Below are 22,659 nucleotides of genomic sequence, written 5' to 3'. Positions count from 1 at the left end.
TCGATGGCTGACATTGTTCTCGACAAGGTGACCAAGAAGTACCCGGACGGCACCACCGCCGTGCACGAGGTGGACCTGGAGATCGCCGACGGGGAGTTCATCATCCTGGTGGGGCCGTCGGGCTGCGGGAAGTCGACGACCCTGAACATGATCGCCGGTCTGGAGGACATCTCCAGCGGGGAGCTGCGCATCGGCGGCCAGCGGGTCAACGAGAAGCAGCCCAAGGACAGGGACATCGCGATGGTGTTCCAGTCGTACGCGCTCTACCCGAACATGACCGTCGGCGAGAACATGGCGTTCCCGCTGCGACTGGCCAAGATGGACAAGGCGCTGATCAAGCAGAAGGTCGACGAGGCGGCGCGGGTCCTGGAGCTGACCGAATACCTCGACCGCAAGCCGGCCAACCTGTCGGGCGGCCAGCGGCAAAGGGTGGCGATGGGCCGGGCGATCGTCCGCAGCCCGAAGGCGTTCCTGATGGACGAGCCGTTGTCCAACCTGGACGCCAAGCTGCGGGTCCAGATGCGTACGCAGGTGTCGCGCCTGCAGAAGCAGCTGAACACGACGACGGTGTACGTGACCCACGACCAGACCGAGGCGATGACGCTGGGCGACCGGGTGGTCGTGATGCGCGGCGGATACATCCAGCAGCTGGGTGATCCGCAGACGCTGTACGACAACCCGGTGAACCTGTTCGTGGCCGGGTTCATCGGCTCGCCGTCGATGAACTTCCTGGCGGCGACGGTCGAGGAGTCGGTGCTGCGCACGCCGCTGGGTGATCTGCCGCTGGGCGACCGCATGCGCAGCGCGCTGAGCGGCGCGGACGCTCCGCGGGAGCTGATCGTGGGCATCCGCCCCGAGCATTTCGAGGACGCGGCCCTGATCGAGGAGCACCAGCGGGCCAAGGGCTTCGAGTTCACGATGCCGGTGGACCTGGTCGAGTCGATGGGCTCGGACAAGTACGTCTATTTCACGGTCGAGGGCGAACGCGCCGCCGCCGCCGACCTGGAAGACCTGACTGCCGACGCCGGCGGCGCCGACCTGCCTCCGCAGGACAACCTGGTCACCCGGCTGTCGGCCGAGTCCCGGGTCCGCGACGGCGTCGACGCCCGGGTCTGGATGAACCTCGACAAGATCCACCTGTTCGACCCCCGCAACGGCCACAACATCACCCTCCACGAGGGCAAGGCAGCAGGCGTCTCCGCCGCCTGATCCCACCCCGCCTCCGAGCGCAGGGCGTCCGGCCTCCCCGCCGGGCGCCCTGCCGTTTCCGCCGCGCTTTCACACCAGGCCGGCGTCGTGGACCATCACGGCCGCCTGCGAGCGGTTGTTCATGCCGAGCTTGCCCAGAACTCTCGACACGTGGCCCTTCACCGTCGAGACGCCCATGCCCAGCGCGCTCCCGATCTCGGCGTTGGACCAGCCGTGCCCGAGCCCGATCGCGACCTCCCGCTCCCGATCCGTCAGCTTGCCGAGCTGCTCGTTGGCCTGAGCCCGTCGCGACCCCGCCCCCGAGGCAGCGACAAAGCTCACGACGGCCCCGATCACCTTCGGCGAGAGGATGCTCTGCCCGGCCGCCACCTTCCGGACGGCCGCTATCAGCTCCTCGGGCGGTGTGTCCTTGAGCAGAAAGCCGGTAGCGCCGTTACGGATGGCCTCCAGCACGTACTCATCGGCGTGGAACGTCGTCAGGATCAGCACCTGCGGAGCCCGAGGCCGCGCCCTGATCCACCGCGTGGCCTCCACCCCATCCATCCGGGGCATCCGGACGTCCATCAACATCACATCGGGCCAATGCGCCTCGGCCGCCGTGATCGCCTCGGCCCCGTCCGCGGCCTCCCCCACCACCTCGAGGTCGGCTGACCCGCCGAGCATGAACCGCAGCCCCGTCCGCACCATCGGATCGTCATCCACGATCACCACCCGCACCGGGCGCGCGCCGGGAGTCAGCTCCGCCATGGCAGCCACGCCTCCGCCCGAATCGGCCCGCCCGGAGTCAGCCCTGCCATGGCAGCCACGCCTCCGCCCGAATCGGCCCGCCCGGAGTTACTCCTGCCATGGCAGCCACGCCTCCAATCGGAAGCGGTCGCCGTCGGCGCCGTACTCGACGCGGCCCCCGACCAGAGCCACCCGCTCGCCGACGCCGACCAGGCCCGTGCCCGAGCCGGGCAGCTCCTCCTCGCGGACGTCGCCGTGCCACGAGCCCAGCGAGTTGTCGACCAGAATGCGGAGATCGCGGTCGCCGCCGCCGTCGAGCATGACCCTGACGTCGGATCCGGGGGCATGCTTCCGAGCATTCGTCAGAGCCTCTTGCACCACCCGGTAGACCGTGCGCCCCAGTTCTTGCGAGGGCGCCGCCCGGGGCACCACCCAGGCGAAGTCGATGTTCATGCCCGCTGTGCGCGCGCCGTCCAACAGCTCGGGCAGATCCCAGAACCGCGGTTGCGGCGGCTCGACCACCAGGCGCTGCAACCGTTCGGCGACGCCCTCCGCCTGCGGCTCGTCGCCGGCGTCCCGAAGATCGTCATCGTCGGCCGGGTGGTCTGCTGCGTGCGCTGGGCCGGCCGCCCCGAGCGTGGAGCCGGCGGGCGCCGGCGTAGAGCTGGCCGATGCCGGTGTGGAGTCTGTCGCCGGGGTGAGGAGTGCGGAGCCGCCGTCACCGTTGGGCTGAGATCGAGGCTGCCCGGGGGTGGTGGGCTGGCGCAGGATGCCGATGACCGAGCGCAGCTCCTCGAGGGCCTCGTGGGCGCTGATGCGGATGGTGCGGGCGGCCGTCGCGATCTCGTCGGGGCGGGCGTCGGACCGGACCTCGAGGGCGCCGGCGTGCAGGCTCACCATCGACATGCGGTGGGCCAGCACGTCGTGCATCTCGCGGGCGATGCGGGCACGCTCGGTCAGCCGCGCCTGTTCCATCCGCAACTGCTGCTGGGCCCGCTCGTTCGCCGCCTCGGTGCGCAGCGAGGACGTCAGATGCCGGTAGGCACGCAGGAACAGCCCCCACCCGACCGCCGCGAGCACCGTGACCGATCGCAGAAGCAGATCGACCCAGAGATCGAACGGCGGATCGTGCTGAAGCGCGTAGTAGACGACGCCGGTGCCGACGTGAACGGCGGCCAGCCCCAGCATGAGGGTCGCCCGTCGCCGGATGGCCACCGTGAAGAGCGCCACCAGGATCGGGCCCGTCGCCATGACCGAGATGGCGCCGAGCGGCAGCAGCGCCAGGCAGAGGCCGAGCGGCCACCGGCGGCGCAGGAGCAGAGCGGGGAGGCAGGCGACGCCGATCGCGACGTCGGCCTGCCACGGGATCGCGGCCTGCGACGAGGTGGCGTCGCCGAGCGGAACCATGATCGCGCCGTAGAACAGCGCGATCAGCAAGGACAGGACGTCGGCCGTCCGGTCGCGCACGACCGCCAGCCGGTTGCCCGGCGGACCGGGCACCAGCAAGGCGAACAGAAGCGACGACATGAGCGAAGCCTACGAGCCGCGGAGTCGGTTGAGGACCTACCAAAGTACTGGGTCGACCCCCGACCGATGGCGGCTGTGCATCCGGGCGCGAGCCGCAATCCTCAGCGCCATGACGTTACTTCCCGCATTTCTCTGGGGCCTGGCCGCTGCGCTCTGGGGCGCGGTCGTGGGGTGGTTGACTCCGCGTGGCCCGCTCACTATCACCCAGGCGCTGGTCTCGGTCGCCGTCAGCGCGGCGATCGGCTGGGCCGCCGGCCGCTCGGGCCGGTCACGCCTGGTGTGGCTGGTCGTGCCGGTCCTGTTCGTCGTGGCGCTCGAGGTCGCCCGCACCGGCGTGGCGGGCCCATCCACCGGCCCGCCCCACGGCAGCCCGTTCGGGGTGATCGTCCTGGTCACCGGCCGGGGCTTGCAGGCGGTGCTGACCCTGCTGCCCCTTCTGCTCGGGCTCGCGGTCGGCCGCGGTGTCCGACGCCGCCTGAGCCGGGTGCTGGTCGCCCTGCCCACGGCCGCTGTGCTGCTTCTGACCGCTGCCGTCGCCGTTCCGGCCCGCACCGCGCCGATTCCGGGCGGGGTGGCCGAGCTGGCGCGGGTGGGCCGGCTCGGCGTCATGATCCGTGGTGCCGGCGCCGACCTTCCGGTGCTGCTCTTCGTTCCGGGCGCCCCCGGCGGCTCCGAGCTCGGCAACGTTCGCACCCACCTGGCCGCCGTCGAGCAGCGCTTCGTCATGGCCACGCTCGATCGGCGTGGCGGCGGCTCGTCGTATCCGGCGCTCGACCCGACGTCGCGCGTCACGCTCGACCGGGCGGTCGACGACATCCTCGACGTGGCCGACTATCTGCGGGAGCGGTTCCATCGGGAGAAGATCTACCTGCTCGGCCATTCCGGCGGCTCGATCCTGTCCGTGCTCGCCCTTCAGCGGCATCCGGAGAAATTCGCCGCCTACATCGGCTCCGGTCAGGCCGTCGACCTGCCGGCGAGCGACCGGATCTTCTACGACGACATTGTGGCCTGGGCGCGGTCCACCGGCCGGGCCGAGGTCGTCCGGCAGCTGACCGCGCAGGGCCCGCCCCCTTACGCCGACGTCTGGGGCTACGAGCCGATCATGACGTACGAGAATCAGGCCTACGACCAGCCGGCGCCCGGCTTCGGGCTCGGGGTCGAGGAATACACGCTGCTCCAGAAGGTCCACGTGCTGAACGCGATCCTCGACACGTGGAGCGTTCTCTATCCCCGGATGCAGGGGATCGACCTGCGTCGCGACGCGCCGAGCCTGCCGGTGCCGGCCTGGTTCCTCCTGGGCGGCAACGAGATGCGCGGACTGCGGGTGATCTTCGAGGATTGGTACGCGCAATTGCGCGCGCCGAGCAAGAAGCTGACCGTCGTGCCCGGCGCGGGTCACGCGGCACTCTTCGAGCACCCCGAGAGGCTCATCGAGGTGCTGGACGATGTGCTGGCCGGGTGAGCACCGGGGTCGGAACGACTCGGACAGCCTGTCGATATGGCCGGTTGAGTGTCCCGCCGGCGAGCGGGGCCGGTGGCCCAAGCGGAGGCTCTCGATCCCCTTGAACCACCGGCAGTCCTCATCGCTACCCGTTCGTGGCCGGGCTAATCACATCCGTCATCAATTGCGGCAGAAGTTCGGTGAGGACGGTCACTCCGTCGCGGCTCAGCACCGACTCGGGATGGAACTGGAAGCCGGCGAACCCGGGGCCGCGCAGTGCGTGCACGGCCGAGTCGGCGGGGTCGCGGGCGATCTCCACCGGGCCGTGGGCGGTGGTGATCAGCTCTTGCGGCGCCAGCGCGGTGAAACTCGAATAGAAGCCGACCCGTCGTTGCACGCCGAAGAGGTCGACCTCGCGTGCCAGCCCCTGGTAGGGGGAGTTCCGGCGGTGCAGCGTCAAGCCCAGCAAGCCGGCCAGGATCTGATGGCCCAGGCACACGGCCAGCAGCGGCTTGCGGTCCGCCAGGCGGGCCGCGATCAGCCCGCGCAGCGCCACCATCTTCGGGTCGTGCGCGTCGCCGGGATCGCCGGGACCCGGGCCGGCGATCACCAGGTCGGCTCCGGCCACGTCGACGTCCGCCGTTCCGAGCCGGGCGAGCGCCGCCCCGACCGGCAGGGCTGTCCACGGGACGACTGTTACGGCCAGGCCCAGGGCGCGCAGCTGGTGGGTCAGCATCGCGGTGAAGGTGTCCTCGCCGTCGACGATCACGGCTGTGCGGCCGGCCAGGGCGGGGACGGTCAGCGCGCCGGGGGCGCGGGAATCCAGCCAGAAGCGGGCCAGGCCGTCGTTGCGGGCGGCCAGGGCGGCCTGCGCCTCGGGCGATTCGGCTTCCGTGCGTGCCGGGGAGGGCTGGGCCTTCACCGCGCCCAGGGCGGCCAGAATGCCGGCCGCTTTGGTGTGTGTCTCGGCGATCTCGCCGGCCGCCGTCGAGTGGCGTACGAGCGTCGCCCCGACCGGCACGCGCAGCTCGCCGCTCGGGGAGATCTCCGCCGTCCGGATCAGGATGGGCGCGTCCAGCGTCTGGCGGCCCTGCGCGTCGTGGTCGAGCAGGGCCAGCACGCCTGCGTAGTAGCCGCGGCCCCGGCGCTCGTGGCGGGCGATCACCCGGCACGCGTTCTCGATCGGGCTGCCCGTCACCGTGGGGGCGAACATGGTCTCGCGCAGCACGTCCCGGACGTCCAGCGAACCGCGCCCGGCCAGCAGATACTCGGTGTGGGTGAGGTGGGTCATCTGTTTCAGGTACGGGCCCGCCACCTGGCCGCCGTGTTCGGCCACGGTCGCCATCATCTTGAGCTCCTCGTCGAGCACCATGTAGAGCTCCTCGACCTCCTTCGGGTCCTGCAGGAAGTCGAGCAGGCGGCCCGAGCCGTTGCGGAAGGTGCCGCTGATCGGGTTCATCATGGTGATCCCGTCGGCCACGCTGACGTGCCGCTCCGGGGTGGCCCCGATGAGCGTGCGGGTGCCCGTGTGCACGAGGAACGTCCAGTAGGTGCCCTGTTCGGCGGCGAGCAGGCGTCCGAAGGCGGCCCGGGCGGCGGCAATCGGGTCACCCTCGACCCGGGCCTGGAAGACGCGGTGGATGACGAAGTTGGCGCCCTCGCCGTGGCCGATCTCGTCGCGCAGCACGTCCTCGACGATCTCGCCGTACTCGTCGTCGGAGAGGTCGAAGCCGCCGCCGCTGAGGCTGAGCGGGCCGGGCGGGAAGGCGTCGAGCGGTTCCTGGCGCGACGAACGGACGACCAGGCATTCGAGGGGCGCCCCGTCGTCGACGCAGTCGAAGCCGCGTTCGGTGATCTGCCGGTAGGGGATCACGGCGAGCGTGGGCCGGCCCCGGTGCAGCGGGATGTCGTCGAGCGAGGCGACGGTCACGACATCACCGGTGAGCACCTCGACGTGGTCGGCGCCGTCCCGGTGGAGCAGGGCGAAAGGCCGCATGGTGGTCCTCTTTCGGGTCTCGGCGGCGCCGACCGAGGCCTGACCATGCGAAAGCGGCCGCCTCGGGGAGGCGGCCGCGTGGTTGTCAACGCGCGTGGGGTCCGCCGGTCAGGCGGGCCACCAGTTCAATCGCGCGTTCAGCATGCCGCCGAGCCTAAGGCCCACGGCCGATCCCGCACCACCCCTGTCCCACATTTCCCTCAACCGGGGATGGTCGGGCGACGAAAAGGGGGACCAGGCGCCGAGAGCGGCCAGGCGCCGAGAGCGGCCAGGCGCCGAGAGCGGCCAGGCGCCGAGAGCGGCCAGGCGCCGAGAGCGGCCAGGTGCCGAGAGCGGCCAGGCGCCGAGAGCGGCCAGGCGCCGAGAGCGGCCAGGCGGCGAAAGCGGTCAGGCGAAGGCGTTGCGGACGGCGTTGCGCGCCCAGCGCATGCGGCCGAGGGCGCAGTCGGGGTGCTCGCCGAACTCCTGGGCCACCACCTCGGCGCAGCGGGCCTCGCCGAGGCGGTCGACCGTGGTGCTCACGACCTCGCGGATCAGTTCGGGGGTGGGGCTCTGGGAGCGCTGCAGGGTGGAGGCGAAGAGCGCCTCGGAGCGGATGGAGTCGAGGACCGTGTTCATCGGGAACCTCCTGCTGTCCGGTGCTGGTGGGGCCTGCAATCCAGGAGACCCGAGCGGGGATGCAGCTCTGCTGCGCGGCGGGTGCGCATCAGTTGCACAGTTCCGCTGCTTTCCGGCATTCACGGAGCGGCCTCACAATCGTGACTAACCGGATATGGTCCCGATAAGTAGCGACTGCGCTGACAACCGAGGGAGAGTGCCGTGACGGTGGTCCTGGTCGCCGATGACGACGCCGACATTCGCGACCTCGTGGCGTTCAAGCTGGAGCAGGCGGGCTTCGAGGTGATCGCCGTCGAGGACGGGCAGACGGCGGTCGAGCAGGCGCGGAGCCGGCAGCCGACGCTGGCGGTGCTGGACGTGTCCATGCCCGGGTTGTCGGGGATCGAGGTCTGCCGGATGCTGCGGTCCGACCCGGCCACGGCCGGGATCCTGATCATCATGCTCACCGCCCGCGTGCAGGAACAGGACGTCGAGGGCGGATTCAGCGCCGGCGCCGACGACTATGTCACCAAGCCCTTCAGCCCTCGCGAACTGGTCTCCCGCATCCAGGCCCTCCTGAGCCGGGCCCGGGCGTGAGGGCCGGGCGGCTGCGCGTGAGGGCCGGACGGCTGCGCGTGAGGGCTGGGCGGCTGCGCGTGAGGGCTGGGCGGCTGCGCGTGAGGGCTGGGGGGCTGCGCGTGAGGGCCGGACGGCCGGGCGCGCGTCGGGACGATGCGACGTGAAGGGACCGTCGGCAGGCTGCTGAACAGAGCCTTCGCGGTTCTGGTCGCGCTCGTCGTCGGCTCCGGGATCGCCGAACTGGCTGTCGTGCTGGTCGAGAACCGGGTCGTGCAGCAGCTCACCGGCGAGGTGCAACCGTTACAGCTGGCCAACGCCGAGGTTCGGGCGGTGCTCAGCGACGCCCAGCGCGGGTTGCGTGGCTACCTGCTGACCGGCGACGAGCGAATGCTCGACACGTACTACCGGGCGCGCAGCGAGTACGCGGTGGCCGGGGACGATCTGCGCCGGCTGAGCGGGCGGCAGCACGCCTCGTCGGCCGCCGTCCAGGTCGCGCGGGCCGACGGCTGGTGGGCCAACGCCGAGGATCAGCGTCTCGAGCCGCCCCGCAGCGCCGCCGCGATCCGGTCCGCCGAGCGCGGATCCACCCTGTTCCAGGACTTCGCCACCGCCAACGACGAGCTCCGGCTGGCGCTCGAAGCCCGTTCGGACGACCTCCGGGGCCGGGTCGACGCCCTGCGAGTGATCGCCATCGGGGTCGTGTCGGTGCTCACCCTGGCCGTGACGGCGGGCGCCGTGCTGACCGCCGTGCGCACCACCCGGCGCCTCACCCGGCCGCTCGGCGCGGTCGTCGAGACCCTCGATCGCGTACGCGAAGGGGAACGTCACGCCCGGGCCGACCCCACCGCCGGCCCTGCCGAGATCCGGGCCCTGGCCGAGGCGGTCAACGCGGTCGCCCGGCGCAGTGAGGACATCCGCCGCCACGAGGAGGAGGTCACTGCCCGGCTGCAGGCGCTCGACACGGTCAAGACCGATTTCATGTCGACCGTGTCGCACGAGCTGCGCACGCCGCTGACCAGCATCTCGGGGTATCTGGAGCTGTTGCGCGACAGCAACCCGGACGAGCTGAGCGAACCGCAGCGGCGCATGCTCGACGTCATCTCCCGCAACACGCGGCGCCTGCGGGACCTGGTCGAGGACATCCTCACGCTCTCGAAGATCGAGTCCGGCGGTTACGGCAGCGACCGCACCCCGCTCGACTTCGCCAAGGTGATCGACCGCGCCCTGGTGACGATCGGCCCGGTGGCGGCCAAGAACGGGGTGACCCTGCATCTGGATGTGCGGGGCCCTCTTCCCGTACGCGGTGACGGCGCGCAACTCGACCGCGTGCTCGACAACCTGCTGACCAACGCCGTCAAGTTCACCCCGGCCGAGGGCATGGTGACGGTCAAGGCCCAGCGCCGCGGTCATCAGGCGGTGCTGGTGGTGGCCGACACCGGAATGGGCATCCCGGCCGCCGAACAGCAGGCGCTCTTCGGCCGCTTCTTCCGGGCGACCAACGCGATCAAGCAGGCGATTCCCGGCACCGGCCTGGGTCTGGCCATCGCGCGCACCATCATCGACAACCACAGCGGCACCATCGAGGTCGCGTCGGACGAGACCAGCGGCACCACCGTCACCGTCCGCCTTCCGGCCGACCTCGCGGCCCGCGAGACGCCGAGCGCGTACGGGAACGACGACGCGCAGGAGTACGAGGGTGAGAGCGACCCCATCAACGCCTGGCACGCCGAACGCGCCGCCCACGCGCAGGCCGACACCGAGAGCGCGGCCCACACCGAGAGCGCGGGCCGGGCCGACTGAACGAGCGCATCCAAGGCGGTTGATGTCGATCACGCAAAGTGTCGATGCCGCCGCCGTACGTACGAGGGTTTGAGTCTTCGCGGAGAAGGCGGCACTATGCTCCGGTGCGGTCATCCCGAAACCTCATCATTGCTGTGGCGGCGGCCGTGATTCTGGGCGGCGGCGGCCTGATCGTTCTCGGTCTGACCGACGACGACGAAGGCGTCCTGCCCGCGGCGATCAGCGGCGGCAACGCGAAACCGGCCGGCCTCAGTGCCGAGGAGCTGGCCAAGCGTGAGCGCGCGAAGCGAGCCAAGGCGCTCGACGCCGCGCTCAAGCAGATCGCGACCACGACGCCCGACTTCTCGGTGGCCGTCCTCGACAAGAAGACCGGCCAGACGTACGCGTACCAGGGGTCGGAGACGTTCGACACGGCGAGCATCGTGAAGGCCCAGATCCTGGCCTGCGAGCTGCTCAAGGCGCAGGACGCCGACCGGGAGCCCACCGAGGGCGAGATGGCCCTGGCCACCCCCATGATCCAGTCAAGCGACAACGACGCCACGACCGAGCTTTTCCAGCGTCTCGGCGGCAAGAGCGCGATCACCAAGTGCAACAAGCGCCTCGGCCTCAGCCAGACGACGGTGAACAAGGCCTGGGGCCTCACCAAGACGACGGCCGCCGACCAGGTGCGGCTGCTCAACAAGCTGGTCGACACCAAGGGCCCGCTCGACGAGGACTCGCGCAAGACCGCCTTCACGCTGATGAACACCGTCGACGACACCCAGGACTGGGGCGTGCCGGCGGTGGCCAAGCCGGGCGAGACCGCCACCGTGAAGAACGGCTGGGACACGCGCTCGGCCGACGGCGGCCTGTGGGCGGTCAACACCATCGGCCGGGTGACCTCGCCCGATGGCAAGGTGAACGTCTCGGTGGCCGTGCTGTCGCACAACAACCAGTCGATGGACGACGGCATCGCGCTGGTCGAGAACGTCGCCAAGCTGACCCGGCAGCACCTCAAATACTGACCTTAACCACATGAATGATCGTTAAGGAATACTCGCCGGTAATTTCCTCCGGCGGGCGGCGGATTTAATCGACTGGCATGGATTAGTTCAGCCGTGGGCCCGAGGCTCGGAGCATCCCCTCACAGGAGGCTCCGATGACCCGACGCGTCCTCGTCGTTCTGCTCCTCGCCGTCGCCGCCCTCTTCCCGGCCGGTGCCGCCCATGCGGCGGACTCCAAGGCCACTGTCCTCGCCCGGTGGACGCAGCCGACCGCTGCCAGCACCGCGGCCTGGAACGACGCCCGCACCAACCGTCCACCGTGGGTGTCGTACAACTTCGACTGGTCGACCGACTACTGCTCCTCGAGCCCGGACAACCCCCTCGGCTTCACCTTCGACATGTCGTGCTGGCACCACGACTTCGGCTACCGCAACTACAAGGGGATCGGCGCCTTCTCCGCCAACAAGGCCCGCCTCGACAGCACCTTCTACGCCGACCTGCAGCGGGTCTGCGCCACCTACAGCACCGTCCCCCGGGCCGCGTGCAACAGTCTGGCCTGGGTGTACTACCAGGCCGTGAAGAACTTCGGCTCCCTGGCCGCGGTGAAGCAGGCTGACATCGACCGGGCCGCCGCCCTCCTGAAGAAGTAGTCCCGGTATTCACCTTCACGTCACCGGCCGTTGGAGCTTCCCACCGGCCGGTGACGGCATTCTGCAACGATGCTCGGATTCCTGGCCGGTGGCCTCGCGGTCGTGTGGGGCGTGCTGGTGGCCGCGCTGGATCAGGCGCCGCCCAGCCCTCGTACGCGCAAGCTCTGCACCGCCCTTCTGGTCGCCCTCGGCGCGGTGGTCGTGGTCGGCGGAGTGGCCACCGTGACCGGCGCCTGAGCCGGCCTCCGACTCTCCCGGACGAAATCTTCCAGCCCCTCGGCGCTGGAGTGAAGCAGGCCGCGGCGCCTGCGGGTCTCTGCTGAGCGCATACCCGGCACCCAAGAACTCGTGCGCTTCATTGTTATAGTAGAATGCAAACATGTTGTTCCGGGTGGACGTGGCGGCAGCCGAGCCGCTGGCCGATCAGATCGCCGCGCAGGTGCGCGGCGGCATCATGCGCGGCGAGCTGGCGCCGGGTGACCGCCTGCCGGCCGCCCGCGAGCTGGCCGACGTGCTCGACGTCAACCTGCACACGGTGCTGCGGGCCTACGCCAAGGTCCGCGACGAGGAACTGATCGAGCTGCGGCGTGGCCGGGGCGCGATGGTCCGCGGCGACGCCGACCCGGCCCGCCTGCGACTGGTCGAGCTGGCCCGCCAGTTCGTCGGCGAGGCGCGGCGACAGGGCCTGGGCGACGCGGAGATGCTCGCGATGATGAGGGAGGCACAGCCATGAACCGACCGAGGACTCCGGCCGCGATCATCCTGATCTGGTTGCCCGTGGTGATCACCGCGGCGACCTGGCCCACCTGGTCCGACCGACTGCCCGACCGGATGGCGACCCACTGGAACGGCGCCGGCGCGGCCGACGGTTTCAGCTCGTCGAGCGGCTTCTGGACGGCGATGCTGGTCCTCGGCGTCGTGGCCGGGATGGCCGGCATCGTGATCGCTCTGCGCGCGGGCGGCGCTTACGGCTCGCGTTATCTGCTGGGCGCGGCAGGGGCACTCGCCGGCAGCACCGCCGGCGTCTGGGTGGCCTCCGCAACGGCGACCCTGCAGAGTCCGGGCGACCCGCGTCTGGGCTGGCGGCTGCTGTATTTCGTGGCCGGCCTGGGCTGGGGCGCCGTCGTCGCCCTGGTCGCCGGCTCGTTGCCGAGCGCGGTGCAGCCACCGGCTCCGGCCGTGGCGCCGCTCGACCTGGCCCCGACCGAGCGCGCCGCCTGGAGCACCACCCTGCGCGCCCCGCTGATCCTCGCCCTGACCGCCGCGTCCGCCGTGCTGATCGCGGTGGTCGCCGCCGTCGGCGCGGCCCCGATCTGGCCGCTCGCGGCCGTGCCGGTGGTCATCGGCCTGGTCTTCGGCCGCCTCCGCGTCACCGCCGACCGCCGGGGCCTGCGTCTGGTGGCCGGCCTGCTCGCCGTTCCGCTGAAGACCATCCCGCTGACCGACGTCGCCGGCGTCGAGGTGACCGAGATCGAGCCCCTCGAGTGGGGTGGCTGGGGCTACCGCGTCACTCCCGGCCGGGCTGCTCTGGTGATGCGCCGCGGGCCCGGCCTGGTCGTCCACCAGACCAACGGTCGCCGCTTCGCCGTCACGCTGGACGACCCACGTACGCCCGCCGCCCTGCTGACCGCCCTGCAGTTGCGGTCCGGCTGACAGGGCGCGGCGCCGGGACGCCGGTGTTAGCTTACGACGGTGTTGATTCAGCCGTTCACGATCGCCGTCGACGACGAGGTGCTGACGGACCTGCGCGAGAGGATCGCGCGGACCCGGTGGCCCGACTCGGTCGAGGGGGCCGGGTGGGCGTACGGCGCCGACCCGGCCTATCTGCGGGAGCTGGTCATCGACTGGGGCACGGCGTTCGACTGGCGGGCGCGGGAACGCGAGCTCAACCGGCTCGCGCACTTCCGGGCCGACGTCGACGGCCTCGGCGTTCACTTCGTGCACGAGCGGGGCCGCGGACCCCGGCCGATGCCGCTCATCCTCACCCACGGCTGGCCGAGCAGCTTCCTCGAGCACCTCGAGGTGCTGCCGTTGCTCACCGACCCGGCGGCACACGGCGGGGATCCGGCGGACGCCTTCGACGTGGTGGTCGCGTCGCTGCCCGGCTACGGCTTCTCCGACCGGCCGCGCGAGCCCGGCATGACCAAGGCCGCCATCGCCGACGTGTGGGCTCGGCTGATGCAGGGCCTCGGCTACGACCGCTTCGGCGCGCACGGCTCCGACGTCGGGGGTGGGGTGACCGTTGCGCTCGGCCGGCAGCATCCGGATCGCCTGCTCGGCCTGCACCTGAGCGCCTACACCTTTCCGGCGCCGCCCGAGCCGTGGACGCCGGCCGAGCGTGCCTTCGCCGAGGCCCAGGAACACTGGCACCGGACCGAGGGCGCCTATCACGCGCAGCAGGCAACCAAGCCCCAGACCCTCGCGTTCGGCCTGACCGACTCACCGGCCGGGCTGGCCGCCTGGATCCTCGAGAAGTTCCGGGCCTGGAGCGATTGCGGCGGCGACCTGGAATCCCGCTTCTCGCGCGACCAGCTGCTCACCAACCTGACCGTCTACTGGGTCACCGAGACGATCAACTCGTCGACCCGGGTCTACTACGAGGAGCGGCAGAACCCGTCGCCCGCCACCGCGCCGGTGCCGGTGCCGGCCGGCTTCGCTGTCTTCCCCAACGAGTTCGTCCCCGAGGGCCGGCCCCCGCGCGAGCTGGCCGAGCGGACCTTCGATGTACGGCGGTGGACGGAACACCCGCACGGCGGCCACTTCGCCGCCCTGGAGGAGCCGGCCGTCCTGGCCGAGGAGATCCGAGCCTTCTTCCGCCCCCTCCGCGCTGTCTGAGCACGCGCACGGTCGAACGCGGGATCAGAGCGGCATCGGATCGACGTCGCAGTTGGCCCGCTCGCCGGCCAGCGCGGCCACGATCGCCGGGTGCTCGCGTCCCAGCACCCGCTCGTACGCGTCGACCACGCTGTCGAACCGTTGCCGTCCTTCCGCCGTGCGACCGACCGCAGTCAGGTCGAACGCGTAGTTGAGCGAGCAGGCCAACGTGGAGGGATGCTCCGAACCCAGCATCCGTTCGGATCGTTCCAGGGTGTCCGCGTCGAGCTCGAGGGCGCCCGCGTGGTCGCCGGCGGCGGCCAGGTCACTGGCGAGATTGGTGGAGCAGGTCAGCGTCAGCAGGTGGTCGGGGCCCAGGCTGTCCCGCAACCCGGCATAGGCTGCCGCGTCGTGCTCGCGGGCCACGTCGAACTCGCCCAGCAGGCGCAAGACGATGCCGAGGTTGGTGCGGGCGTACAACGTGTACGGGTGGTCGGGCCGCAGCTTGTCGCGGTACTCGTGCCAGGTTCGTTCGGCGAGCTCGCGCGCCTCGCCCAACTGATCGTTCTCGCGCAGATCGACGGCATAGTCGAGGGCACAGGCGATGGCCTCGGGGCTCAGCTCGCCGGACATCGTGCGGAGCACGTCCATGGTTTCCTTGGCCAGTTTCCGCGCGGCGGCCTGGTCACCGGCCCGGCGACGGGCGACGGCCAGGTTGCGCGCGGCCAGCAGGGTGATCGGGTGGCTCGGGCCGAGCGCGCGGTGGGTGCGGTCGTACAGGAGCTCTTGTTGCTTGTGGGCCTCCACGTACTCGCCGTACTCGCGCAGATCGAGGGTGAGGCCGTTCTGGGTCAGCAGGCTGAGCGGGTGGTCGGGGCCGAGCACGGCGACCCGGCGTCGTACGGTGTCCATGTCCTGTTGCAACGCCGTCCGGAAGTCGCCGGCCGCCCGCAGGCTGGCTCCGAGCGAGTGCGCCGTGGTGAGGGTGTGCGGGTAGTCGGGCCCGAAAACGCGATTCGAGATCTCGTACGCCTCGGTGGCCAGCCGCACCGCGCCGTCGAAGTGCCCGGCCGCCCGCATGTCGTCCGCGACCAGGATCATCGCGTCCAGCGTCTCCTCGTCGTCATGGCCGACCGACGCCCGCAGCTTCTGCAGGCAGTCAGCGTTGATCGCGGCCGCCGCCGTGAAATTCCCCAGCTGCCGCTCGACGAACGCCAGCCACCGGGCGGCCTTCAGGATCTGCGGATCCTCCGGCGCCAGCATGGTCCGCCAGCGCTCGACGACCTTGAGCGCGTACTCCCGGCAGCCTCGTTGATCGCCCAGGAAGAACAGGAAGCTGACGATGTCGATGGCGAGCTGGCGGGCCCACTCGTCCTCGCAGTCGACGATGTTCGAGGCGAACACGTGCGGCAGGAGGGCGTGGAACCGTGGCCATTGCGCGGCGCCACCCGCGTTGCCCGGGTTGCCGCCGGCCAGCAGCAGGTGGGCGGCGTGCCGCATCTCTTCCTGTTCGTCCATCGACAACTGGTCGATCACCACGTTACGCACCAGACGGTGGAGCTGGATGGTCTGCTCGCGATAGTCGGTGCGGGCCAGCCCGTACCGCTCGATCTGGCGGAAGGCGAGGTTCAAACGGCTCGGGTTCTGCAGGGTCGCATCCATCTCCGGCGAGATGTTGAAGTTGCGCGGGGTGAGGAACAGCTCGAGCGAGATCGGCTCCGGAGCCATGAACGAGCAGGCCTGCAGCAGCTGCAGTGCGACCGGGTTCTCGTGGTGGAGCCGCTCGAGCGCGACCGTCCAGGCCGCGGCCACGGCGACCTCGTAGTCCTCGCGGTGGGTCAGCTCACCGAGCTCCCGGCGCTTGCGTAGCAGCAGGGTCATGTACTCGGCCACCGGCATCTCGGTGGTGGCCAGCCAGGACGCCGCCTGGCCGATCGCCAGCGGCAGGTCGTCGAGCACCTCGGCCAGCCGGCTCGCGTCCTCGACGCTCATGGCGGGGTTCCGCTTGAGCAGCAGCGCGATGCTCTCGTCCCGTTCGAAGACGCCGATCTTGAGTGGGTGGGCGACATCGGTCCAGTCCTCGTTGCGGGACGTGATGAGAACCTTGCCGGTGCCGTCCTGCGGAAGATAGGGCCGTACGGTGTCGATGGTCTCGGCGTTGTCGAAGATCAGCAGCCAGTTCGGATAGGGCGAGCCCGCCTTGAGCGCCGCCTTCACCGCACGGATCGCGGTGCCGCTGTCCGCCCCCAGATCGAGACCCAGCTTGCCGCCGAGATCGGTGAGCGCTCGCAGGATCTGACTGGGCTGCTCGGACGGCACGAACCACACCACGGAGAAGTCGGATCGGTGCCGGTACGCGTACTCGGTCGCGATCTGGGACTTGCCGACGCCACCCATCCCGTGCAGCGCCTGCGGTAGCACGGCCGCGACCCGCCGGCGCTGAAGCTGGAGGTCAAGGGCCTCGAGCAGGCTTTCACGGCCGGTGAAGTCGCCGTTCCGTGGTGGAACGTTCCCCCAGATCACCGCGTCGGTCTCGGGTCGGAGCAGGGAGTTGATCGAGGTGGCGATGGCGGTCGGGCCCGATGGCGCGGCCGGGCGCTCCCAGGGACCCGATTCGGGCGGGCCGGGTGTGGACGGCACGTCAATCACCTCCGGTGCCTGCGCGGCAGGGTACTGATCGATCACCTGCTTGAGCCGGCCCGCACGGGCCGCGTACGGCCCGGCGAGTGCCCGCAACACCGCGAGTTCGACCTGGGCGTACGGCAGGTTCTCAGCGCTGACTTCAGTCTCCGGCCGTTCGCCGGGTTCCGCCAGCACCTGGAGCAACCGGGTCGCGGCCGGTTGCCGGTCGCCGAAGAAGCCGGCCACGATCTCGACCACATGGACGGTCTCGTCCCGGCCGGCGAAAGCAAGCAACGCCTCACGTACGCCGGGGCGGAAGGCCAGCTCGGCATCGGGCCCCGACTGCACGAGCAGCGGGCTGGTGACCACTTCGGCGAGGTGCACCGGATGCGACGCCGGCAGCAGCACGCCCTGCACCACCCGCAGCGCCTCCAGGTCGAGCGGGGCCGACGCGATCAGGGTGGCCAGCCGGAAAGCCTGTGACGAAGCCTCGGCCCGGAACCGGCCCACCAGATCCTCCGGGCCGATGCCCGACAACGGCTCGGCCGACGAGCCGCTCCGGTCCGGCCCGGGTGAGCGTTCCGGATCGGCCACATACGCGACGGCGTCGAACCAGCGCTGCGGGGCGCCGGCGATGAGCGTGGCCCACCAGTCCAGCCAGCGCGGACTCAGTTCGAGCAGGGGCACCGCTATCGCCGACCGGTGCAGCGGCTGGTCGAACAGGTTCATCCACTCGGCCGGCTCCCGGATGCTGAGCTCGGCGTTGGTGGCCATGGCCCGGGTCGCGGACAGCCGGAGCAGTCGCGGTGCGAGATTCGTGCGGTGCCAGCGTTCCTGGGGGTACGGGTTGACGATGGCGACGGGGGCGGCCCGGCCCCACGCCTGCAACAGCACTCCGGCCTCGCGCTGAGCCCAGAACGCGTCCAGCCCGTCGGTCAGCACGATGATGAGTTGCCCATCGGGCAGCGTGGAGCGGCCCGGCCCGCGGAAACCCGTGAGGTCGTGGGCGTTGACGTCGGTGAAGATGGTCGCGGCCAGCTCGTGGAAGGCATCGACCGTGGGCTGCCACACCCGCATCGACGGGCTGTCGTCCACCACCAGCGCCAGGCTGGGCGCGTGCTCGACGAAGCGCCGCAGCCCGGCCGCCAGGTCGTCGCTGTTCGGCAGCGCCGTCACCGGCTGACCGCCGAAGCCGTGCCCGTCGGTCATGGCCCACCGCCCCGGTCACCGACCACCCGGTTCGGATCGTCCCAGAGCAGTGCTACCGACCGCGCGTAGTGGTGCGGCTGGGCCACCGCGTGCTGTGCGGCCTCGACCCGCGCTGTCCTCAGGTGCGCGGGCAGGTCGGCCGGGTCCTGAGTGAGCTCGCCCAGCCTGTTCCGGGTGACGGCCGGCACCTGGGGGGACCGCTGATCCCACAGGATCGCCGGCACCCCGGCCTTGAGCGCGGCGCGCAGTTCCCGGGCGCCGACCTCGTCATCCGGCGGCGCGCTCAGCACCACCACCACGTAGCTGCTGTCGCCGCTCAGCTCGTGCGACCACGACTCCACAGTGGCCTGCGGCGAGTTGTAGCGGATGCCCCACCGGACCCGGCCCGCGAACGGCTGCTGATCCAGCCGTTCCCAGCGGTTGACCCATTCGCGGCGGACGCTGTGCGCCCGCATGCGTTCCTGGCTGCGGACGGCTACCTCGTAGAGGACGCAGATCGGTTCGGGATCGTCCATCCGCAGCGCCCGGTACCACTGGACCGGGGAGTTGATCATTTTCGTCGGGAGCACGAACTCGATGCCGGCCTGCCCCGTGGTCTGCAGTTCGGCCCAGGTGCGCTCGGCGCCGTCGATGTGCCGGCTGACCGCCGCCTCGATCTGCTGCTCGGTGACGTCCTCCACGGTCAGCTCGCGGGGACGCCATGGTCCGGCATGTTCCTGAATGTACGAGGTGACTCGAAACCTTTCCCGGTCGATGCCGTCCACGGCCAGTTCGATGACCAGTGCGGGTCCGGCGCCGGGAGCGACCGGCCGGGCGCCGGACCCGGGTTGCAGGCGTGCGCGCAGAGCCTCGCCCACGCTCGCGTCGGGGGTGTAGTCGGTGATCCAGGCATCGAGCCGGTCGGCCAGGCCGGCGTCGGTCGGGCGGATGACCTCGGCCAGCTGGGCCAGGAAGACGATCGCCGGGCTCAGGCCCGACGCGCCGGCGTTGCGGCTGGCCAGGCTGTGGAACGCCTCGGCCGGCGCGTGCGGCGGCTCGGCCGCGGACGGCCCGGGACCGGACGTCACGTGGGACTGCATCGTCTCGTTCCAGACGGGCTCGATGTCGAGGTCGGCCGGCACCTTCCGCAGGATCGCGTCGAGGGCCTGCTGACTGGCGTCGTCGACCAGCGGCAGCGGGGAGGCCTTCTGCGGCGCCGGGCCGGCCTTGGCGGGCTCCGCCGCCCCGAGGAGCGCGCGGACGTACGCCGCGGCCACATAGGAGGCGTACGGCTGCCAGTGGTCGTTCTTGCCGGTGCGCTCGCAGTAGTCGGCGACGCTGCGCACCATGAACCAGCTCTTGCCGATCAGGCTGGTTCCGGCCGCGACGCCGACGCCCTCCATCTCGACCGCGTACATGCTGGGGTACTCGTCGGCCAGCTGGTCGCGGAGGATCTCGTCGGCCATCAGGGTGTCGGCCGACCCGATGACTCCGTAGTGGACCCGGGGCAGGTGATCGGGCGTGTCGCTCGCGGGGCGCGGCGGATGCGGGGTGGGATACCCGCGTGCGTACAGCACGTCCGACTCCGGGCCGGGCCGGGGAAACTGAGCGGCCTTGGGTGATCGGCCGGGATCGAGCCAGCGCTCCCAGCGCCGCTCGCCACTGTGAGCCGCCACCCGCAGTTCGTTCATCGCCTGCACCAGCTGGAGCGAGATCGAACCGGCTCCCTGCGGACCGCGCAGGCTGGTCGTGCCGTCCTCGCGGCGGACGTTGCCGTAGTTCACGATTCCCTCGTGGGCGACCACGATGTCGCCCAGCCGCACATGCTTGTCGGGCCGGCGGGGCCGGGGGATGCCGCCCGCTATGCCGGTCATGATGACCGCCTGGATGTTCGGGAACGTCCGGAGCATGTGGGCGCAACACGTCGCCGCGAGTTGGGTGCCGTCGCGTGGCGGGATCAGCAGAACGACCGAGTGTGATCGGCCGGGGGTGCTGCTGGGGACGCGGCCGAGGCGGTAGTCGTTGGGGTCGTCGTCGTCCTTGTACTTCCGGACGTCGTCCACCAGCTCGATGAGGGCGCTCAGTTCGACCGGCAGAGCGGCCATGATGCCGAACGTGACCTCATGCGGCTGCACGGCCGGCGGTTCGACGTCTTCCCTCTTCGGCACACCCCGCTCCGTCCCGCCGCATGATCAAAGGCGACTGACATCACGAGTGCGGGAAATCCGCCTCGGAAAATCAGTATCACCGACACCATTGGCGGCGTACAGATACGCGGTCACACGTGAATCGGGTTCACGGCGCAATGATCATTGTGGATGGCGAATGGGTTATGCGGGAAGAAGGGCGCCCACCAGGCCGGCCACGGCGATCGGCGAATGGGTCGCGTCGCTCTCGCGGTGGACGGCCATCACCAGTTCGGGTCTCCGCAGCAGGGCGGTCGCGGCCCGCGGATCGTCCCCGGTGGCGCCGAGCGCCAGGCCCAGGCCGGTCCAGGCGTCGGCCGACTCCGGGTCCTTCGCGATCTCGTCGCAGAAGGCCGTGACTGCCGTCCGGTGCTCACCGGCGAAGAGCGCGAGATCGGCGTCGGTCAGCGCGGCCCCCCAGTCCTCGTCCCGCGCCTCGGCCTGCCGTTCCGGGGCGATCAGGTGCCGCCGGGCCAAGCCGAGCCGGGCCGCTGACCAGTGCCGCATGCCGGGGTCGGGCTGCACCTCGGACGGCCCGACGGTGACCTTGCCGGTGGCTGAGCCCCGGAGGGCGCCGGTCATGGCGGCGACGTCGGCCGGGCGGGGGCGGCAGTGCCGGATCCGCCAGCCGGCCCGGTGCGCGTCGGCCACCAGCCGGGCCAGGGCGTGGGCCCGCGGGTCGACGTCGTCCGGCCAGTCCCGCATCGCCTCGCCGATGCCCTCGGCGAAGGCGCGGCCCCGCTCGGTGAGGTTGCCGTCCCGCAAGGCGATGTCCAGCGCCTCGGCGGTCTGAGCGTGCGCATAGGCGTACTCGAAGTCGGTAATGACATCGTCGGATCTCGATGGCTGCCGGCGCCAGAAATCCGAGATCGCCATGAAGGCGTAAATGCCTTGGAGCAGTCCGCCGGCCGGGCGCGGGTCGTCCCGCCAGGGCGCGTACAGGCATGGATGTCCCGGGCCCTCGGTAAGGGTGTGCAGATGCATCAGCCCACCGAGTTTGATGTGCGTGAATTCGTGCGCCAGGGAGACGGCGAGGGTGACCGCGTCCGGCGGGGGTGAGCACATGATCGCGCCGAAAGCGTCGCCGGTGGAGGCGCTACGCGTTCCCCAGCCGTCACCGACCGGCAGCGGCACCAGAGACGTGACGCCGGCCGCGATTGCCTCGGCCATCGGGCGGTGGTCGGCCACCAGGATGGTCCAGGCGTCCCGGAGCAGGTTCGCCCACCACTGAAACTCGGCCGGGGCCAGCCGCCGCGGGGGCACCGGGTCGGCGAGGTCCCGCATGGGGTCCACGTCGTCGAGCCAGACCGTGAGGCGCACGTCGTCGCCGACGGTCAGCCGGCGCAGCGGCCACCATCCGTTCCCCTCGGCCGCGCCGGGCGGGACGTCGACGAGCTGATCGCCGTGGCGCAGCCAGATGTGGCCGTCCTCGGTGCCGGCCTCGGCCACGTCCCAGCGCGGGCAACCCGTGAACGACGCCATGCCGAACTGGGGGATCAGGGCGCGGCCGTCGGTCAGCGGGACGGTCGCGCGGTAGGCCTGCCCGGTCGCGGCCGAGGCGGCGATCGCCACCGCGTGCAGCTGGGCGAAGTCGTGGTCGGGGGGTGCGGCGCTCGTCGCGCCGCCGTGGTGGCGTCGCAGGGCGTACGAGAGCCAGGCGCCCACCTGCGGGTGCATGAGGATGGTGGCTACCGCGTAGGGATCGTGCTTCTCGGCCCGCTCCAGCGCTGCCCACGCCTCGCCGACCGGTGCGACGTCGACGGCCGCGTCGAGCAGGGCACGCAGCATGATCAGGCGGCGGCTGTGTTCCGCCTTGCGAAGCTTGCCGACGACCTCGGGGGAGCCGCCGCCGGACGCCAAGGCCCGGAAGTCGTCGGCGGGCAGAGTGATGTGGTGCGGATGGCCTTCGATCTGCGCGGGGGACACGGCGATCGGACGCTCCTCGGTCTTCGTCGGTCGAGGTCGGTGCGGGGCTCAGTCGGCGCGGCCGGGCGGCCCGGCTCCGCCCAGGTTCGCCCGGGGGCGCGCCACCTGGCGCAGCACCACCTGAACGGCCTCGGCCAGCTCCCGGCTCGGGTCGTTCCGCAGATCGCCGAGGCTCCAACCGTCCAAAGAGATCATCTCGGTCTGCGTTTCGGCAGCACTGGTGCGTTTGAACATGAGGCGGCCTCGATCTGCAGGGACTAGTCGGGTGCAACCTATTGCACCTGAGCAAGTCCCTCTACGTTCCGTAGGAGGGTTCAGCCCTAGTTCAGCGCGAAAAATTCGCCAAGGGGCGATATCTCGCGTTTCGGGTGCGTGCGGCGGGAACCCGGGTATCATCCACTGCGCAGCCGGTGCT

18 protein-coding genes are annotated in these 22,659 nt (G+C 70.9%); 10 read left to right on the top strand and 8 right to left on the bottom strand.

Annotation, left to right across the window (positions count from 1 at the left end; all coding sequences use genetic code 11):
• The first annotated feature begins 3 nt into the window (after positions 1-3).
• Positions 4-1,209 carry an ABC transporter ATP-binding protein gene (locus tag KXC43_RS39825; protein ID WP_221381430.1) on the top strand — a complete coding sequence of 402 codons (1,206 nt, stop codon included), beginning with the start codon at positions 4-6 and terminating at the stop codon, positions 1,207-1,209.
• Positions 1,210-1,278: 69 nt separating this feature from the next.
• On the opposite strand, the gene KXC43_RS39820 is transcribed toward KXC43_RS39825, so the two are convergent.
• Together KXC43_RS39820 and KXC43_RS39815 are read right to left on the bottom strand one after the other, a co-directional pair.
• Positions 1,279-1,956, bottom strand: a complete 678-nt coding sequence (locus KXC43_RS39820; protein ID WP_221381429.1) for a response regulator — start codon at positions 1,954-1,956, stop codon at positions 1,279-1,281.
• 87 nt (positions 1,957-2,043) lie between these two features.
• Positions 2,044-3,462, bottom strand: coding sequence for a sensor histidine kinase (locus tag KXC43_RS39815; RefSeq protein ID WP_221381428.1), 1,419 nt, complete (start codon positions 3,460-3,462; stop codon positions 2,044-2,046).
• A gap of 109 nt (positions 3,463-3,571) precedes the next feature.
• Between KXC43_RS39815 and KXC43_RS39810 the strand changes: the two genes are divergently transcribed.
• Complete coding sequence (locus tag KXC43_RS39810; protein ID WP_221381427.1) at positions 3,572-4,924, top strand: alpha/beta fold hydrolase; 1,353 nt, start codon at positions 3,572-3,574, stop codon at positions 4,922-4,924.
• A 124-nt stretch (positions 4,925-5,048) separates the two neighbouring features.
• On the opposite strand, the gene KXC43_RS39805 is transcribed toward KXC43_RS39810, so the two are convergent.
• Together KXC43_RS39805 and KXC43_RS39800 are read right to left on the bottom strand one after the other, a co-directional pair.
• Positions 5,049-6,899: an anthranilate synthase family protein gene (locus KXC43_RS39805; RefSeq protein WP_221381426.1), complete on the bottom strand. Its 1,851-nt coding sequence runs from the start codon at positions 6,897-6,899 to the stop codon at positions 5,049-5,051.
• 387 nt (positions 6,900-7,286) lie between these two features.
• Positions 7,287-7,517, bottom strand: coding sequence for a hypothetical protein (locus KXC43_RS39800; protein ID WP_221381425.1), 231 nt, complete (start codon positions 7,515-7,517; stop codon positions 7,287-7,289).
• A 201-nt stretch (positions 7,518-7,718) separates the two neighbouring features.
• On the opposite strand from KXC43_RS39800, the gene KXC43_RS39795 reads away from it, so the two are divergent.
• From KXC43_RS39795 to KXC43_RS39760, 8 genes are all read left to right on the top strand, one after another.
• Positions 7,719-8,093, top strand: coding sequence for a response regulator transcription factor (locus KXC43_RS39795; RefSeq protein WP_221381424.1), 375 nt, complete (start codon positions 7,719-7,721; stop codon positions 8,091-8,093).
• A 135-nt stretch (positions 8,094-8,228) separates the two neighbouring features.
• A complete protein-coding gene (locus KXC43_RS39790) occupies positions 8,229-9,875 on the top strand; it encodes an ATP-binding protein (protein ID WP_221381423.1) in 1,647 nt (548 codons plus the stop codon).
• A 104-nt stretch (positions 9,876-9,979) separates the two neighbouring features.
• Positions 9,980-10,879, top strand: a complete 900-nt coding sequence (locus KXC43_RS39785) for a serine hydrolase (protein ID WP_308129472.1) — start codon at positions 9,980-9,982, stop codon at positions 10,877-10,879.
• 134 nt (positions 10,880-11,013) lie between these two features.
• Positions 11,014-11,508, top strand: a complete 495-nt coding sequence (locus KXC43_RS39780) for a phospholipase (protein WP_221381422.1) — start codon at positions 11,014-11,016, stop codon at positions 11,506-11,508.
• 69 nt (positions 11,509-11,577) lie between these two features.
• Positions 11,578-11,745 (top strand): hypothetical protein, encoded by a 168-nt coding sequence (locus KXC43_RS39775; RefSeq protein ID WP_221381421.1) that lies wholly within the window; start codon positions 11,578-11,580, stop codon positions 11,743-11,745.
• 142 nt (positions 11,746-11,887) lie between these two features.
• Complete coding sequence (locus tag KXC43_RS39770) at positions 11,888-12,241, top strand: GntR family transcriptional regulator (RefSeq protein ID WP_221381420.1); 354 nt, start codon at positions 11,888-11,890, stop codon at positions 12,239-12,241.
• The gene (locus KXC43_RS39765) at positions 12,238-13,161 is read left to right on the top strand and encodes a DUF1648 domain-containing protein (protein WP_221381419.1); all 924 of its coding nucleotides are present in this window, start codon (positions 12,238-12,240) and stop codon (positions 13,159-13,161) included. Before KXC43_RS39770 ends, KXC43_RS39765 begins: the two co-directional genes overlap by 4 nt.
• 39 nt (positions 13,162-13,200) lie before the next feature.
• Complete coding sequence (locus KXC43_RS39760) at positions 13,201-14,343, top strand: epoxide hydrolase family protein (protein ID WP_221381418.1); 1,143 nt, start codon at positions 13,201-13,203, stop codon at positions 14,341-14,343.
• Between the two features lie 24 nt (positions 14,344-14,367).
• Here KXC43_RS39760 and fxsT read toward each other — a convergent pair whose 3' ends face one another.
• The 4 genes from fxsT to KXC43_RS39740 all read right to left on the bottom strand — a co-directional run bounded on the left by fxsT (position 14,368) and on the right by KXC43_RS39740 (position 22,439).
• Entirely contained in the window at positions 14,368-18,153 is a 3,786-nt protein-coding gene (gene fxsT / locus KXC43_RS39755) for an FxSxx-COOH system tetratricopeptide repeat protein (protein ID WP_221381417.1), read from the bottom strand.
• Positions 18,150-20,300: a VMAP-C domain-containing protein gene (locus KXC43_RS39750; RefSeq protein ID WP_221381416.1), complete on the bottom strand. Its 2,151-nt coding sequence runs from the start codon at positions 20,298-20,300 to the stop codon at positions 18,150-18,152. Before KXC43_RS39750 ends, fxsT begins: the two co-directional genes overlap by 4 nt.
• A 162-nt stretch (positions 20,301-20,462) precedes the next feature.
• On the bottom strand, positions 20,463-22,244 hold the full coding sequence (locus tag KXC43_RS52965) for an HEXXH motif domain-containing protein (RefSeq protein ID WP_221381415.1): 1,782 nt from the start codon (positions 22,242-22,244) through the stop codon (positions 20,463-20,465).
• Positions 22,245-22,292: 48 nt separating this feature from the next.
• The gene (locus KXC43_RS39740; RefSeq protein WP_221381414.1) at positions 22,293-22,439 is read right to left on the bottom strand and encodes a hypothetical protein; all 147 of its coding nucleotides are present in this window, start codon (positions 22,437-22,439) and stop codon (positions 22,293-22,295) included.
• Positions 22,440-22,659 lie beyond the last annotated feature (220 nt).

Origin of the sequence: Paractinoplanes polyasparticus, from assembly GCF_019710575.1 — a bacterium.
Classification (GTDB): domain Bacteria; phylum Actinomycetota; class Actinomycetes; order Mycobacteriales; family Micromonosporaceae; genus Actinoplanes; species Actinoplanes polyasparticus.
Note: the sequence above shows the minus strand (reverse complement) of the source record. Positions and strands in the feature narration are given on the sequence as shown.

Coding starts and splice junctions, on each gene's coding strand:
- KXC43_RS39820 (WP_221381429.1), bottom strand. CDS start 1,956: ATGGCGGAGCTGACTCCCGGCGCGCGCCCGGTGCGGGTGGTGATCGTG.
- KXC43_RS39790 (WP_221381423.1), top strand. CDS start 8,229: ATGCGACGTGAAGGGACCGTCGGCAGGCTGCTGAACAGAGCCTTCGCG.
- KXC43_RS39765 (WP_221381419.1), top strand. CDS start 12,238: ATGAACCGACCGAGGACTCCGGCCGCGATCATCCTGATCTGGTTGCCC.
- KXC43_RS39740 (WP_221381414.1), bottom strand. CDS start 22,439: ATGATCTCTTTGGACGGTTGGAGCCTCGGCGATCTGCGGAACGACCCG.
- KXC43_RS39775 (WP_221381421.1), top strand. CDS start 11,578: ATGCTCGGATTCCTGGCCGGTGGCCTCGCGGTCGTGTGGGGCGTGCTG.
- KXC43_RS39815 (WP_221381428.1), bottom strand. CDS start 3,462: ATGTCGTCGCTTCTGTTCGCCTTGCTGGTGCCCGGTCCGCCGGGCAAC.
- KXC43_RS39810 (WP_221381427.1), top strand. CDS start 3,572: ATGACGTTACTTCCCGCATTTCTCTGGGGCCTGGCCGCTGCGCTCTGG.
- KXC43_RS39805 (WP_221381426.1), bottom strand. CDS start 6,899: ATGCGGCCTTTCGCCCTGCTCCACCGGGACGGCGCCGACCACGTCGAG.
- KXC43_RS39800 (WP_221381425.1), bottom strand. CDS start 7,517: ATGAACACGGTCCTCGACTCCATCCGCTCCGAGGCGCTCTTCGCCTCC.
- KXC43_RS39780 (WP_221381422.1), top strand. CDS start 11,014: ATGACCCGACGCGTCCTCGTCGTTCTGCTCCTCGCCGTCGCCGCCCTC.
- KXC43_RS39770 (WP_221381420.1), top strand. CDS start 11,888: ATGTTGTTCCGGGTGGACGTGGCGGCAGCCGAGCCGCTGGCCGATCAG.
- fxsT (WP_221381417.1), bottom strand. CDS start 18,153: ATGACCGACGGGCACGGCTTCGGCGGTCAGCCGGTGACGGCGCTGCCG.
- KXC43_RS39825 (WP_221381430.1), top strand. CDS start 4: ATGGCTGACATTGTTCTCGACAAGGTGACCAAGAAGTACCCGGACGGC.